At 72.1% G+C, this 15,439-nt stretch carries 6 protein-coding genes; 1 reads left to right on the top strand and 5 read right to left on the bottom strand.

Annotated elements, in window-relative coordinates:
• Nucleotides 1-26 precede the first annotated feature (26 nt).
• The 4 genes from M3U25_RS14040 to xerD form a co-directional block, all read right to left on the bottom strand.
• Nucleotides 27-7,055, bottom strand: a complete 7,029-nt coding sequence (locus M3U25_RS14040; protein WP_355503098.1) for an ESPR-type extended signal peptide-containing protein — start codon at nucleotides 7,053-7,055, stop codon at nucleotides 27-29.
• 1,073 nt (nucleotides 7,056-8,128) lie between these two features.
• Nucleotides 8,129-12,184 (bottom strand): phosphoribosylformylglycinamidine synthase, encoded by a 4,056-nt coding sequence (gene purL, locus M3U25_RS14045; protein ID WP_355503096.1) that lies wholly within the window; start codon nucleotides 12,182-12,184, stop codon nucleotides 8,129-8,131.
• 308 nt (nucleotides 12,185-12,492) lie between these two features.
• Nucleotides 12,493-13,296, bottom strand: coding sequence for a DsbC family protein (locus M3U25_RS14050; protein WP_242159746.1), 804 nt, complete (start codon nucleotides 13,294-13,296; stop codon nucleotides 12,493-12,495).
• 98 nt (nucleotides 13,297-13,394) lie between these two features.
• Nucleotides 13,395-14,369 carry a site-specific tyrosine recombinase XerD gene (gene xerD, locus M3U25_RS14055; protein ID WP_355503093.1) on the bottom strand — a complete coding sequence of 325 codons (975 nt, stop codon included), beginning with the start codon at nucleotides 14,367-14,369 and terminating at the stop codon, nucleotides 13,395-13,397.
• Nucleotides 14,370-14,567: 198 nt separating this feature from the next.
• Here xerD and M3U25_RS14060 point away from each other — a divergent pair, with 198 nt between their 5' ends.
• Nucleotides 14,568-15,044 carry an RDD family protein gene (locus tag M3U25_RS14060; protein WP_355503091.1) on the top strand — a complete coding sequence of 159 codons (477 nt, stop codon included), beginning with the start codon at nucleotides 14,568-14,570 and terminating at the stop codon, nucleotides 15,042-15,044.
• 48 nt (nucleotides 15,045-15,092) lie between these two features.
• Here M3U25_RS14060 and M3U25_RS14065 read toward each other — a convergent pair whose 3' ends face one another.
• A complete protein-coding gene (locus M3U25_RS14065; RefSeq protein ID WP_242159743.1) occupies nucleotides 15,093-15,437 on the bottom strand; it encodes a hypothetical protein in 345 nt (114 codons plus the stop codon).
• Nucleotides 15,438-15,439 lie beyond the last annotated feature (2 nt).

Consider the following 15,439-nt stretch of genomic DNA (forward strand, 5'->3'; position numbering starts at 1 on the left):
CGGCACGCGCCGCCGTCCGCGATGGATCACCAGCCGAAACCGGCACCGATGCCGATGGAGCTGTCGTCGCTGCTGAAGGCACCACCGATGGTCACCGTGGCGCGGTCGCTGAAGGCGCGCTGGTAGCCCACCGACAGCGCCGATTCGCCGTTCTGGAAGCCGATGCCAGCGCCGACCCGGTTCTGGGTGCGGATGCCGGCGGCGCTGGTGGCCATGTTGAGCATGGCCGCACTCATCGCGCCCTGGCGGTCGATGCGACGGTCCTGGTCGCGCAACCGCGCATCGACGTCGCCGCGCAGCACCTCGAAGCTGTCGGCCATCGTGCCGAAGCGCGCATCGGTGTACGACTTGGCCGTGGCCACGCCGTTGTCGAGCTGGCTCTTGTTGACCGCATCGGTGGCCTGGGTGCCAGCGGCAACGTTGGCGAGCTGGCGCTCGTTGCCGGCGCTGCCGATCGAGACCGTCTGCGCGCGATCGGCCACCGAACCCTGCCCCAGTGCGACCGCGCCTTGCGCCGTGGCGCTGGCGCCCTGGCCGAGGGCGGTGCCCGAGGCCGCGCTGACGCTGGCGCCCTCGCCCATCGCCACCGCGTTGGTCGCCACCGCCGCGATGTGGCTGTTGGCGCCCACCGCGGTGCTGCCGTCGGCATTGACCTTGGCGTTGCTGCCGATCGCGGTGTCGTTGGGCCCGTGCGCATAGGCGCTGCCGCCGATCGCGGTGCCGGTGACGTCGTTGGCGCGTGCGGCGGTGCCGACTGCGGTGGCGCTGGAGGCCACCGCCGTGCTTTCGCCGACCTGCGCGGTGTCGATGCTGCCGGACACCGGCGTCGTCGCCGCCGCGGTTGCAGCGGTCGCCGCTGTCTCGGTCGCAGTCGCCGGCGCCGCTTCGGTAGCCTGCGCCGCCACCGCACTGGTGCCGACCATGCGCGCGCTGCGTGCCGCGGTGGCGCTGCCGCCGCTGCGCGCATCCAGTTCGCTGACCTTGCCGTCCAGCGCCGCCAGCGCCGCGCCGACGTTGTTGTAGCTGGCACCCTGGATCACGTAGGTCGGCGCCACGAACACCCCTTGCGCACCCAGGCCGGCACCGCCGCCCAGGAACGTCGCCATGTTGCTCAGCGACTGATACAGCTGGCCGCCGTTGATCGCCTCGGTGCTGCCGGCGGCAAGGCTGCCGGCGGTCAGGTTGACGATGCGCCGGGTGGCCGGACCGCCGCGGCCGTTGCCGCTGCCCAGCGACACGGTGTCGGCCTCGTACACCCGCGAACCGGCACCGAGCGCGACCGCGTTGTCCGCGGAGACGCCGGCATTGGCGCCGAGCGCGACGCCGTTGCTGCCGCTGTTGCGGACGAAGCTGTTGTAGCCCATCGCCACGCCGTTCTCGCCGATCGCATTGGTCTGCAGGCCGATCGCGGTGCTGCGCGCACCGGTCGCCGAGCTGCCGGCACCGCTGGCGGTGGCCCCGGCGCCGGCGGCGACGGCACCCACGCCCAGCGCGGAACTGCGCAGGCCGCTGGCGGTGGCGCCGGCACCGGCCGCAGTGCTGTCCACGCCGCTGGCGCTGGCCACCGCGGTGCCGGAACTCTGGAAGCGCGCGCTGGTGTCGCCGGCGGCGGTGGCCACCGCGTCCAGCTGCGCCTTGTTCACCGCATCGGTGGCGTTGACCGCGGCCCCGACATTGGTGATGCGGCGCGTGGCCGGCGCGGTGACGCCGTTGCCGCCGCCCACCGACACCACGTTGGCTTCGCTGGTGCGCGCGCCCGAGCCCAGGGCGACGCTGCCGGCGCCGCTGGCCGAGGCGTTGATGCCCAGCGCCGTGGCATTGGTGCCGCCGTAGGCGAAGGCGTTCTGGCCGATCGCGGTGCCGCCCTGCGCGGTGGCCCAGGCGAACTGGCCGACCGAGGTGGTCTGCGCCGCGGTGGCCCAGGCCGAGGCGCCGAGCGCGGTCGCGTCCTCGCCGGTGGCGCGGGCGCTGTAGCCCAGCGCCGCGGCATACGCGCCGGACGCGGTGCTGCCCCAGCCCAGCGCCGAGGCGTAGTTGCCCGCCGCCGCCGCGCCGTAGCCGAACGCGCTGGTGCGGGTGCCGCTGGCGGTACTGAAGGCACCCACCGCGGTGCTGTAGTCGCTGCCGGCGGTGGCCTTGTAGCCGTCGGCGGTGGCCTGCAGCCCGCTGGCGATGGCGCCGGCACCGCTGGCGCTGCTGAACGTGCCGCTGGCCTGCGCACCCGCGCCCAGCGCGGTGGCGCCGGCGGCGCTGGCGGTGGTGGTGCCGTCGAGCAGCACATTGCCGTTCGCATCGGTGTAGTACAGCGAGCCGCCGATCGCGGTGCTGGATTCGCCGGTGGCGGTGGCGTTGTAGCCGGACGCGGTGGCATAGCGGGCGCCGGCCAGCGCGCCGCTGCCGAACGCCGAGGCACCGGTGCCGTAGGCGTTGCTGGCCTCGCCGGCGGCGGTGGCGTAGGTGCCTTCCACGTAGCTGCCGACATCGTCGGCCGGATCGCTGCCGCCGCTGGCCTTGAACTGCTTGCCGGTGGCATCGGCGGACTGCTTCACCGCCTCCAGCTGGGCGACGTTGACCGCGTCGGTGGCCTCGGTCCCGGCGGCGACGCTGGTGATCTGCCGCTCCTTGCCGGCGCTGCCCACCGAGACGGTGTTGTCGCGCGCCGCCTCGGAGTTGGCACCCAGGGCCACGCTGTTGACGCCGGACGCATACGCGCCGTAGCCGAACGCGCTGGCGCTGTCGGCGCTGGCATAGCTGAGGCTGCCGAGCGCGCTGCTGAAGTCGGCCGTGGCGCCGGCACCCGCACCGAACGCGGCGCTGTTGGCGCCCGAGGCCTCGGCCGGGATCAGGCCGAAGAACGAGGTGCCGCCGACCGCCACGCTTTCCTCGCCGGAGGCCACGCTGTACTCGCCCACCGCGACGCTGCCGCTGCCGGAGGCGGTGGAGGACACGCCGACCGCGGTGCCGTAGCTGCCGGAGGCCAGCGCGCCATAGCCCAGTGCCGAGGACAGGTAGCCGGTCGCCTCGCTGTAGCCGCCCAGCGCGGTGGCGCCGGTGCCCGAGGCGGCGCTGCGGAAGCCGGTGGCCGTGGCCTGGTTGTCCGAGGCCACCGCTTCGTTGCCGGTGGCGGTGGAATAGGTGCCGCTGGCCTGCGCGCCGGCACCGCTGGCGGTGGCGCCGATCTCACTGGCCTGGGCATTGCTGCCGATGGCGATGCTGTTCTCGCCCGCCGCCTGGCTGGCATTGCCCAGCGCGATCGCATCGACGCCGCTGGAGACGGCGTTGAAGCCGATCGCGGTCGCCCCGGCGGCCACCGCATTGGCGCCGCCGCCGAGTGCGGTGGCGCCGTCGGCGGTGGCGTTGGCCGCCTCGCCGGCGGCCAGCGCATTGTCGCCGTCGACCAGTGCGCCGGCATCGCTGTCGGCGCTGCCGCTGGCCTGGAAGTACTTGCTGGTGGTCGCCGCCGCCTGCTTCACCGCGTCCAGCTGGGCGACGTTGACCGCATCGGTGGCCTCGGTGCCGGCAGCGACGTTGGTGATCTGCCGCTCCTGGCCGGCACTGCCCACCGACACGCTGTAGGCGCGGTCGGCGACCGCGCCGGCGCCCAGCGCCACCGCGTTCGCGGCGGTGGCTTCGCTGCCGGCGCCGAGGCTGATCGCGCTTTCCGCGTCGGCCACGGTGTTGGTGCCGATGGCGATGGTATTGACCTGGTTGCCCAGCGCCTGGAAGCCCAGCGCCACGCTGTAGTTGCCGTAGCCGAAGGCGCCACGGCCGACCGCGGTGGCGCTCAGCCCCGGCGCCCAGCTGTTGAAGCCGATCGAGGTGGCGCCGCTGCCGCTGGCCCACGCCCCGGTGCCGAACGCCGAAGCATTGGTGCCGGTGGCCCAGGCCGAGGTGCCGAACGCCGAGGCGCCGTCCGCGGTGGCCCAGGCGTAGGCGCCGACCGCACTGGCGTCCTCGCCGCTGGCCCAGGCGTTGTCGCCCTGCGCCAGGCTGTAGTTGCCGGTGGCACGAGCCTTGTAACCGCCGGCGGTGCTGTGGTCGCCGCTAGCCTGCGCACCGTAGCCGGTGGCGGTGGCGACGCTGCCGGTGGCCTGCGCGCCCGCGCCGAGCGCGGTGGCGTTCTCGCCGGCATTGGCGCCGACCAGCACCGGCTTGCCGTCGGCATCGACGATCGGCTGGTTGTACTGGTCGTAGGCCTGGCCGCGGCCGCCGATGGCGGTGCCGCCGGTGCCGCTGGCACTGCTGCCGTTGCCCAGCGCCACCGCGTCATCGCCCATCGCCGCCGCGCCGCTGCCGAACGCCGCCGCGCCGGCGCCGTAGGCATTGGCCGCATCCCCGGCGGCCAGCGCGCCCTCGCCGTCGGCATAGGCGCCGACCGCGCCGCTGCCGCCATGGGCGAAGAACTTGGAGGTGCCTTCGGCGGTGGCGCGCACCGCATCCAACTGCGCGAGATTGACCGCATCGGTGGACTGCGTGCCCGCGGCGACGTTGACGACCTGCCGCTCGCTGCCGGCATCGCCGACCGAGACCGTGTTGGCGCGGCGCGCCACCGAGTTGGCGCCCAGCGCCACGCTGTCGGCCGCAAACGCGGTGCTGTAGTAGCCGAGCGCGGTGCTGTTGGCGCCGCTGGCCCAGGCCTGCGCGCCCACCGCGCTGGCGAAGTCGCCCGGCGCGTAGGCGAAGTAGCCCAGCGCCGTGCTCTGCAGGCCGGAGGCCTCGGTCATGCTGCCGTTGGCGGTGGACTCGTCGCCCGAAGCGATCGCGCCGGCGCCGAACGCGGCGGCATTGGCCCCGCTGGCCTGGGTCTGCACGAACAGGCCCAGGCCCGGGATCAGGTCGGCCGGACCGCCGACCGCGACGCTGCTGGTACCGGTGGCCACGCTCTGCGTGCCGACCGCGGTGGCGTAGTCGCCGGTGGCATTGGCCACCGCACCGAAGGCCGATGCCTGCGCGCCGCCGGCGTAGGCGCCCACGCCCACCGCCGAGGCAGCGAACCCGCCGGCATCGGCGCTGGCGCCCAGCGCGGTGCCGCCGACCCCGGCGCTGGTGGCGCCGGTATCCACCGCCACCCCGCTCTTGGTGATCAGCGGCTCGCCATTGGCGTCCACCGCCACGCCACCGACCGCCACCGCCGCCGGCCCGGTGGCCTGCGCGTTGGTGCCGAAGGCGGCGCTGTTCTGCCCGGCCGCGACCGCGCCGCTGCCCACCGCGGTGGCGCCGCTGTTGAGCGCGTCGGCACCCGCGCCGAGCGCGGTGCTGCCGTTGCCGATGGCATTGGCGGCCTCGCCGGCGGCCAGTGCGTCGTCGCCTTCGACGTAGGCGCCGGCATCGCTGTTGGCGCTGCCGCTGGCCTGGAAGTACTTGCCGGTGGTGGCCGCGACCTGCTTCACCTCATCCAGTTGCGTCACGTTGACCGCATCGGTGCCCTCGGTGCCGGCGGCGACGTTGGCGATCTGCCGCTCCTTGCCGGCGCTGCCCACCGAGACGGTGTCGGCGCGATCGGCGACCGATCCCTGGCCGAGCGCGACGCTGCCGCTGGCCGCGGCCTTGGCGCCATAGCCCAGCGCGGTGGAGTCGTCGGCCTGCGCCCAGGACGCGGCACCGAACGCGGCGCTGGACGCGCCGTCGGCCGAACTCAACCAGCCGACCGATGTGGAGAAGTCGCCGTTGGCCCAGGCGCCGGCGCCGAACGCGCTGCCGCCTTCGCCCTGCGCCTCGGTGGTGAACAGGCCGAGCACGCTGCCGCCGACGGCGGTGCTGGAAACGCCGCTGGCGAGGCTGGAAAAGCCCACCGCCACGGCATCGCCGCCGCTGGCGTTGGCGCCGTAGCCGAACGCGGAGGCGAAATCGCCGCCGGCCTGGCTGAAGCCGCCGGTAGCGGTCGCGGCCAGCCCGGTGGCGGCGGCGGAGAAGCCGGTGGCGGTGCTCTGCGTGCCGTCGGCGCGCGCCGCGGTACCCAGCGCGGTGGAGAACGCGCCATTGGCCTGCGCGCCGGCGCCGAACGCGCTGGCGCCCTGTTCGGCGGCGGTGGTGGTGCCTTCCAGCAGCACCTCGCCGTTCTCGTCGACGATCGACAGCGCACCGCCGACCGCGGTCGCCGAGGCGCCGACGGCCGTGGCGTTGCTGCCGACCGCGGTGGCATTGCCGCCCAGGGTGGTGGCGCCGCTGCCCAGCGCGCTGGCGCCATCGCCGATGGCGTTGGCGCCTTCGCCGGCGGCCACCGCATTGGCGCCCTCGACGTAGGCGCCGGCATCGCTGGCATCGCTGCCGCTGGACTGGAAGTACCTGGCGGTGGTATCGGCGGTCTGCCTGACCGCGTCGAGCTGCGCCACGTTGACCGCATCGGTGGCCTCGGTGCCGGCGGCCACGTTGGTGACCTGGCGTTCGCCGCCGGCCTTGCCGACCGAGACGCTGTCATCGCGGTCGGCCACCGCGTCGGCGCCCAGCGCCACGCTGTTGCGGCCCTGCGCGACCGCGCTATTGCCCAGTGCGGTGCTGTTGAAGCCGCTGGCGCTGGAGAAGCCGCCGACCGCGGTGGCGTACGCACCGGTCGCGTCGGCCGCCACGCCGACCGCGGCGCTGGCGGCGCCGGAGGCGATGCTCTCGGCGCCCAGCGCGGTCGCGCCATCGCCACTGGCGGTGCTGTAGTAGCCGAGCGCGCTGGCCTCCACGCCGCTGGCTTCGCTGAGCGTGCCGCTGGCCACGCTGCCGTCGCCGCTGGCCACGCTGCCGTCGCCGCTGGCATTGCTGGCCGCGCCGGTCGCGGTGCTCTGCGCGCCGCTGGCGTCGCTCTCCGCGCCGACCGCGGTGGCGTAGTCGCCGCTGGCGCTGGCGTTGTCGCCGATCTGCAGGGCCTGCGCCTGGGCGCTGGTGGGCAGCGCCACGGCGCCGGCGCCCAAGGCCAGGGCGATCGCGCCGGCCAGGGCCAGGCCGTGTGCGCGTGCGGCACGGCGGTCGCGGACGACGGCCCCGCGCGCATCGCCGCTGGCCAGTTCCGATGCCACCACCCACATCCCCAACGCGTTGTTCCAGACCTTGCGATAAATCCGATTCATCGACGACTGCTCCTCAATTCGGCTGGTTTCGGTCAAAAAGCCACCCTCGCCCGGCGTTCCGGCCGGCCGACCCCCTGTCGGTTTTTTGGTGCCGCACGTCCCGACCGGGACGCGAGAGGCTCACGCCTGTCGCTGCTCGGAGCTGTAGATGAACCGAGGTGGAATGCGGAACTGAGCCGAGTGTTAACTCGGCCTCTCGAATACGTCAAGTTTTTGACTTAGTGCAACACACGGCGTGACAAAGACCGCGAATTCGGCGTCTATTCGTTAAGTTTTCGATAAATACCAATGAAAACAACCGAGTTCCGCCAATTTTTCGGCACGCACCTTGCCATTCTTGACACGCCGCGCGTCGAGCGATTTCGTTTTCTGTCAAGGACTTGACGCAAACAGCTGGTAGGGACGCCAAAGCGCGCCAAGGCAGGGCGGGCGACGGCGCCAGACGGATGCGGATCGCGCCGATTGCGCGAAATGGAGCGAGCGGTCGCGTGGCGGAGCGACCCGGGTGCCGGGCGACGGATGGGTGCTGCCGGGTTGCGGCGACACAGTGCAGAGCGCCGCGAGGGGGCGCGCGCCGCGCGCCTGGGTGCGACGGCGGATCCAGCACACCGACGCAATGACGCCAGCGCGCGACGCACCGCGACGTTGCGTGGGAGCGGCTTCAGCCGCGACCGGGCGCGGTCAGATCATCCGAAGGCGGGATGCCCGAGGAAACCCACTCGAAACACAGGAAAAATCACGGCATCGGCCCGTCAGACCGTCGGCTCGGCCGGCCTGTACACGGTCCTGCGTCGGGACTGAAGTCCCTCCCACATGGGACACAGCGACGCGCGATTCGGCGCATGCCACGCCACGAATTTCGGCACTGCAGTCTGCATCCCACAGCGATGGCAGCGCGGCACAGACCCTCGATCAACGCAGCCGGCAGCGCCGGCCCCAACATCGCGGCGGGCGCTGCCGACGGCGCCCTGGCGGGCGCCATCGTCTGGTCGCGATCAGGTCGCAGAACACGTCACCGTCGGCGCCGACCGAGCAAGCGCGTCGCCATTGCGGCGAGCGCGCCAGGGGGCGGGTCAGCCCACCCACACCCGTGCGTTGCGGAACATGCGCAGCCACGGCGCCTCGTCCGGCCACTCGGCCGGATGCCAGCTGAGGTTGAGCGAACGCAGGGTGCGTTCCGGATGCGGCATCAGGATGGTCACCCGGCCGTCGTCGCTGGTCAGGCCGGTGATGCCGTCGGGCGAGCCGTTCGGGTTCAGCGGGTACTGCGTGGCGACGGCGCCATGGCCGTCGACGAAACGCAGTGCCACGCGCGCGGCGGCCTGGTCCACGGCACTGTCGAATTCGGCGCGGCCTTCGCCGTGCGCCACCGCCACCGGGATCCGCGAGCCGGCCATGCCGCGCAGGAAGATCGACGGCGATTCCACCACCTCCAGCAGGCTGGTGCGCGCCTCGAACTGCTCGCTGCGGTTGCGCAGGAAGCGCGGCCAGTGCTCGGCACCGGGAATGATGTCCTTGAGCTGGCTGAGCATCTGGCAGCCGTTGCACACGCCCAGGGCGAAGCTGTCGCTGCGCGCGAAGAACGCAGCGAAGGCATCGCGCAGCGCCGCCCGCTCCAGGATCGAGGTGGCCCAGCCGCGGCCGGCGCCGAGCACGTCGCCGTAGCTGAAGCCGCCGCAGGCGGCCAGGCCGACGAAGTCGGCCAGGTTCACACGGCCGGCGATCAGGTCGCTCATGTGCACGTCGAAGGCGCGGAAACCGGCGCGCTCGAACGCATTGGCCATCTCGATCTGGCCGTTGACGCCCTGCTCGCGCAGGATCGCCACCTTCGGCCGCTGGCCGCTGACGACGAACGGCGCAGCGATGTCCTCGGCCGGGTCGAAGGCCAGCTTCGGCTTCAGTCCGGGCGCGGCGAAGTCGCGCGCCAACGCGCGCTCCTCGGCGGCGCTGTCGGGGTTGTCGCGCAGCGTCTGCATGGCGTGGGTGACCGACCACCAGGCATCGAACAGCTCGTCCCAGCGCCATTCGGCCAGGGTCTTGCCGCCCAGGCCCACGCGCACCGCGGCGGCGGTGCTGGGGCGGGCGATGCGCTGCGCGCATTCGGTCAGCGCATGGCGCTCGATCAGGTCGGCGAACGCGGCGCGATCTTCCTTGGCGACCTGCACCACCGCGCCCAGTTCCTCGTTGAACAGGCTGCGGAACGGATCGTCGCCCCAGGCATCGAGGGTGATGTCCAGGCCCTGCCGCGAGGCGAACGCCATCTCGCACAGCGCGGCGAACGCGCCGCCGTCGCTGCGGTCGTGATAGGCCAGCAGCAAGCCGGCCTCGCGCGCATCGCGGATCAGTTCGAAGAACGCACGCAGCCGCTGCGGATCGTCCAGGTCGGGCACCGCGCCACCGAACGCCGGCAGCGCGCCATCGCCATGCACCTGCGCCAGCACCGAACCGCCCAGGCGCTGCTTGCCGCCGCCCAGCCCGATCAGCCACACCTCGCTCTCGGCCTCGCGCGCCAGCAACGGCGTCAGCTGCGCCCGCGCATCGGCGACGGGCGCGAAGGCGGAGACGATGAGGGAGACGGGCGAGACGCTTTTGTGCGTGGCGCCGGGACTGGAGAATGGGGAATCGGGAATCGAAGAAGCGGCGGCATCGGCGGCGGAAGCATCGCGCTTTTCCCCATTCCCGATTCCCGATTCCCGATTCACGGCCGTAACACCCCACTGCGCCTGCATCGACAGCGAGTCCTTGCCCACCGGGATGCTCAGGTCCAGCTGCGGACACAGTTCCATGCCCACCGCCTTGACCGCGGCGTACAGGCGCGCGTCCTCGCCGTCGTGGTTGGCCGCGGCCATCCAGTTCGCCGACAGCTTGACCTGGTCCAGCGCCTGCACCGGCGCCGCGCACAGGTTGGTGATCGCTTCGCCCACCGCCATCCGCGCGGCCGCGGCGGCGTCGAGAAGGGCCAGCGGGGTGCGCTCGCCGATCGCCATCGCTTCGCCGGCGTGGGTGTCGAAGCCGGCCAGGGTGATCGCGCAATCGGCCAGCGGCAGCTGCCAGGGACCGATCATCTGCTCGCGCGCGGTCAGGCCGCCGACGCTGCGATCGCCGATGGTGACCAGGAAACTCTTCGCCGCCACCGTCGGATGCGCCAACACCCGCAGCCCGGCCTCGCGCAGGTCCAGCGCATCGGTGTCCAGCTCCGGCCAACGCGGCGCGGGCGGCTGGCGGGCGTCGCGGTGCATCTTCGGCGGCTTGCCGAACAGCACGTCCATCGGCAGGTCGATCGGATGCTGGGAATGGGGAGTGGGGAATGGGGAATGGGCAACAGCGGAGTCTGCCTGCTTTTCACCATTCCCGATTCCCGATTCTCCATTCCCACCGCCGAGGACACCGTAGCCCACAACGAGCCGTTCCTCGGCGGTCGCCACGCCCACCGCGGCAAACGGACAGCGCTCGCGCTCGCACAGGGCGGCGAATTCGGCCAGGCGCGCCTGCGGCACGCCGAGCACGTAGCGTTCCTGCGATTCGTTGCACCACAGCTGCATCGGCGACAGCGACGGGTCGTCGCTGGGCACGCGGTCCAGGTCGATGATCCCGCCCACGCCGGAGTCGTGCAGCAGTTCGGGAATGGCGTTGGACAGGCCGCCGGCGCCGACGTCGTGGAACCAGCGGATCGGGTTGTCCGCGCCCAGCGCCACGCAGCGGTCGATGACCTCCTGCACGCGCCGCTCCATCTCCGGGTTGTCGCGCTGCACGCTGGCGAAATCCAGGTCCTCGGCGCTGTCGCCGGAGGCCACCGAACTGGCCGCGCCGCCGCCCAGGCCGATCAGCATCGCCGGGCCGCCGAGCACGATCACCGCATCGCCGGGCTGCAGCGGGATCTTCTCCACCTGCACGCGGTCGATCGCACCCAGGCCGCCGGCCAGCATGATCGGCTTGTCGTAGGCGCGGGTCAGGTCCTGCGTCTCCGGCAGCTCGAAGCTGCGGAAATAGCCGAGCAGGTTGGGCCGGCCGAATTCGTTGTTGAACGCGGCGCCGCCGAGCGGGCCGTCCAGCATGATTTCCAGCGCCGGGGCCATGCGCGGGTTGAGCGGACGCGCGCCCTCCCACGGCTGCGGCAGGCTGGGAATGCGCAGGTGCGAGACGCTGAAGCCGGTCAGGCCGGCCTTGGGCTTGCCGCCGCGGCCGGTGGCGCCCTCGTCGCGGATCTCGCCGCCGGCGCCGGTGGAGGCGCCCGGGAACGGCGCGATCGCGGTCGGGTGGTTGTGGGTCTCGACCTTGATGCAGAACGCCGACGGCGTCACCGCCTCGCTGCGGTACTCGCCGCTGGCCGGATCCGGGCGGTAGCGCGCGGCCGGATGCCCTTCCACCACCGCCGCGTTGTCGCTGTACGCGCTGAGCGTGTGCTGCGGCGTCTGCTGGTGGGTGTGCTTGATCATCCGGAACAGCGAGCGGTCCTGCTCCTTGCCGTCGATGGTCCAGCTGGCGTTGAAGATCTTGTGCCGGCAGTGCTCGGAATTGGCCTGCGCGAACATCATCAGTTCCACGTCGGCCGGATCGCGGCCGAGCTCGCCGAAGCGCTGGCGCAGGTAGTCGATCTCGTCCTGGGCCAGGGCCAGGCCCAGGCGCGCATTGGCCGCGTCCAACTGGTCCAGCGGGATGCGCTCGACCTCGCCCCGCACCGGCGCCTGGAACAGCGCCTGCGCCTGCGCGGCGCTGTCCAGCAGCGATTGGGTCATCGGATCGTGCAGCAGCTTGGCCAGCGCAGCCTGATCGGCCGCCGCCGCGGGCCAACCGGCCAGGTCCAGGCGGGTGCCGCGCTCGACCCGGCGGATCGCCAACCCGGCGCCGCGCACCAGTTCGGTGGCCTTGCTCGACCACGGCGAGCGCGTGCCCAGCCGCGGCACCACGTAGCGCGAGCAGGTCCCGGCTTCAGCCGGCGCCGGTGCGTCCTGCGCCTGCAGGATGCGCCGCGCCGCGACCAGGTCGAGCGATGCGGCGTTCTCGCCGTCGATGAAGTAGACGTGCCAGGCGCCGGCGATGCGCACACCGGGAACCAGGGACTGCAGGCGGGTTTCGAGCCGAGCGCGACGGAACGGCGAAAGGGCGGAAGCGCCCTCGAGGACGATCATGTCCGGGGAACCGTGTGAGGAAACGGGCTGGCTATTGTAGCGGAGAGCTGGGAACGGGGATTCGGGAATGGGGAATCGGCACAGCCAGCCGCCGAGCGGGGTCGGCGCACGCGGACGTACTACCGGTGGTTGGACGCCCGTTGCACTGGCGCTCTGGACACAAAATGCGGTGTGACGCCCGCGATAACGCAGCGACAAAGACCGCGCCGATGCCCCCAAGGGGAGACACCGGCGTTAAACGCCGTGCCTGGGGGAAAACGAGCGCAGTCGCGCCCATTCCCGATTCCCGTTTCCCCATTCCCGGCCGCTCAGCGGCTTCCGCCAGCCTTGGTCGCTTCCGCCGCGCGCTGGTCCAGGGCTTCGCGCAGCTTGGCCGGGGGCAGGTAGCCGCCGAGCTGGGTGCCGTCCGGGGCGAAGATCGCCGGGGTGCCGTTGACGCCCAGGCGCTGGCCCAGGTTGTACTGCATGGTCACCGGGTTCTTGCAGTTGGCCGCGCTCGGCACCTTGCCGCTGGCCTTGGCGTCGGTCAGCGCCTGCTTCTTGTCCGCCGCGCACCACACCGCGACCATGTCCTTGTAGTCCTGGCTGCCCAGGCCCATGCGCGGGAACGCCAGGTATTCCACGGCGATGCCCTGCTTGTTGAGTTCGCCGATCTCGCTGTGCAGCTTGCGGCAATAGCCGCATTCGATGTCGGTGAACACGCTGATGGTGTACTTGGGATTGGCCGGGGCGAACACGATGCGGTCGGCGCGCGGCGCCGATTCCAGCAGCTTGCGGCGGTAGCTCAGCAGGCCCTCGCTGGAGGCGAACTGCTTTTCCTGGATGTCGAACGGCTGCGCCTGGAACAGGTAGCGGCCGTCGTCGGAGACGTACAGCACCTGGCCGCCGACCACCACCTCGCGGAAGCCGGGGAACGGCGCGGCGCCGATGTAGTCGGGCTTGAAGTTCGGATCCAGCTGCAGCAGCGCCGCACGCACGCGCTGCTCGCCCGGGGCGCCGCTGGCGGCGGGGCTGGCCTTGGCCGCGGCGGCGCCGGGCGCCGGGGAGGTGGACTGTGCGCAGGCGGAGAGCGAAGCTGCGCCCAGCAGCGCGCAAAGAGCAAAACGGAGCATTGGCGATCCATGAGGGCTGCGAATCGCCCGATTGTCGCATACCCCCCACCGCGGTCCATGTAGACAGGCTGAGCGGCCATCGCGCGCCGCGACCGCGCTCACCCGCGCGGATGATGCTTGCGGTGCAGGCTCTGCAGGTGCTCGCGCGCGACCAGGGTGTAGATCTGGGTGGTGGACAGCGAACTGTGGCCGAGCAGCATCTGCAGCGCGCGCAGGTCGGCGCCGCGGTTGAGCAGATGCGTGGCGAAGCTGTGACGCAGGCCGTGCGGACTGATCCGCGCCGGGTCGATCCCGGCCACCGCGGCATAACGCTTGACCAGGCCCCAGAACTGCTGGCGGGTCAGCGCGCGCCGGGCGGCATCGATGAACAGCGGCACCACGCCGTCGCTGGCCGGCACCGCCTGCCCGGCCGCCAGCGCCGGCCGTGCGCTGTCCAGGTAGCACTGCAGCCAGTGCTGCGATTCCTCGCCCAGCGGCACCAGCCGCTCCTTGCTGCCCTTGCCGGTGACCCGCAGCACGCCCTGGCGCAGGTTCACCGCATTGGCCGGCAGATTCACCAACTCACTGACGCGCAGGCCGGCGGCATACATCAACTCAAGCATGGCGCGGTCGCGCAGCCCGGCCGGCGCGGTCGCGTCCGGCGCCGCCAGCAACGCATCGATCTGGCTCTCGGCCAGCGCCTTGGGCAGCGAACGCGGCAGCCGTGGCGGTTCCAGCAGCGCGGTCGGGTCGTCGCTGCGCTCGCCGCGGCGCACGCGCAGCGCGAAGAACGCGCGCAGCGACGACAGCCAGCGCGCATTGCTGCGCGGCGAATAGCCCATTTCGGTGCGCCAGGCCAGGTAGTCGAACAGCGCCTGCCGATCGGCGCCGGCCAGGCCACCGCCCGCACCGTCGCGCCAGCGCGCGAAACCCTCAAGGTCGCGGCGGTAGCTGTCCAGGCTCTGCCGCGCCAAACCCTGCTCGGCCCAGGCCGCATCCAGGAACTGCTGGATCGCGACCGCATCGGCCTCGCGCAGCGGCGCGAGCCGTTGCGTCTGCTGGCGGCGTTCGGCGGGGGAATGCAGGGAGGGCATGCTGGGCGGGATTGGGGATTGGGGATTGGGGATTGGGGATTGGGGATTGGGGATTGGGGATTGGAAGAGCCTAGCCGCTTTGCCTGGGGGCGCAAGGTCGACGTGGCCGGGCAGCGCACCGGGATGGCATGCGTGAGCAGTTCGACAGCGGCGCATCCCGTCCACCGCAAAGCGCGCGGCTGGCTCTAAGCTGTGCCGATGAGCGCATCGCCTCCCGCTTCCGCCCCCCGTCCGCGCACGCTGCTGCTGTGGCGGCTGCTGGCGCTGTTCTACGACGCCTGGCCGGTGCTGGCGCTGTGGTTCGTGGTCTCGGCGCTGTTCACCCTCGGCTACACGCTGGAGGGCCATGCCCCGCGCGAGAACATCGCACCCTTCAGCGCCCTGCAGTGGCTGCTGTGGCTGTGCTGCTGGGTGGTGGCCGGGCTGTACGCCACGCTGAGCTGGCGCCGCGGCGGCCAGACCCTGGGCATGCGCCCGTGGCGGCTGCGCCTGCACGGAACCGACGGCCACACGCCGAGCTGGAGCGCGCTGTGGCGGCGCTATCTGGTGGGCAGCGTGTCGTTGCTGCTGGGCGGGCTGGGGTTCTGGTGGGCGCTTTTTGATCGCGAACGGTTGACCTGGCACGACAGGGCCAGCGGCACCTATCTGACACGATTGCCGAAAGCCAAGCCCTGACCGCAGGACATGGGCGCGCGGCGGCACAACCGCTCTTGCCTTATTGGATCAAGGCTGCAAACGACCTCGGGATTGCTTCGCCGCCGAGCCGCGCACGGCATGCACCAGGCGCATGATCGTGCACTGCCCCAGCGCTTGCAGCGCACATCCCATCAAGTACAGCAGCAACAGAAACGGCGGTACCAGCAACAGATAGCTGGCAACCCAGGACAGTCCGTGCAGCGCGTGGTCCACGCCCAACGCTTCCAATGCCAGCATCTGCGGTGTCAACGGCAACTGCAAAAATACGAAGCGACCCTTTTCATCGGCGCCAAGCGCCATCCACACGCATGACGCCACCAGCGCCGCGTACAGCATGCACAGACCGAAGCCGAGCAGGCCGCGCCGGCGCATGA

The organism is Xanthomonas sp. PPL134, assembly GCF_040595915.1.
Classification (GTDB): Bacteria; Pseudomonadota; Gammaproteobacteria; order Xanthomonadales; family Xanthomonadaceae; genus Xanthomonas_A; species Xanthomonas_A indica.

Bases quoted from the DNA above. Each gene is read 5' to 3' on its own strand.
- purL (WP_355503096.1), bottom strand. From the start codon at position 12,184: ATGATCGTCCTCGAGGGCGCTTCCGCCCTTTCGCCGTTCCGTCGCGCT.
- M3U25_RS14040 (WP_355503098.1), bottom strand. From the start codon at position 7,055: ATGAATCGGATTTATCGCAAGGTCTGGAACAACGCGTTGGGGATGTGG.
- M3U25_RS14060 (WP_355503091.1), top strand. From the start codon at position 14,568: ATGAGCGCATCGCCTCCCGCTTCCGCCCCCCGTCCGCGCACGCTGCTG.
- M3U25_RS14065 (WP_242159743.1), bottom strand. From the start codon at position 15,437: ATGCGCCGGCGCGGCCTGCTCGGCTTCGGTCTGTGCATGCTGTACGCG.
- M3U25_RS14050 (WP_242159746.1), bottom strand. From the start codon at position 13,296: ATGCTCCGTTTTGCTCTTTGCGCGCTGCTGGGCGCAGCTTCGCTCTCC.
- xerD (WP_355503093.1), bottom strand. From the start codon at position 14,369: ATGCCCTCCCTGCATTCCCCCGCCGAACGCCGCCAGCAGACGCAACGG.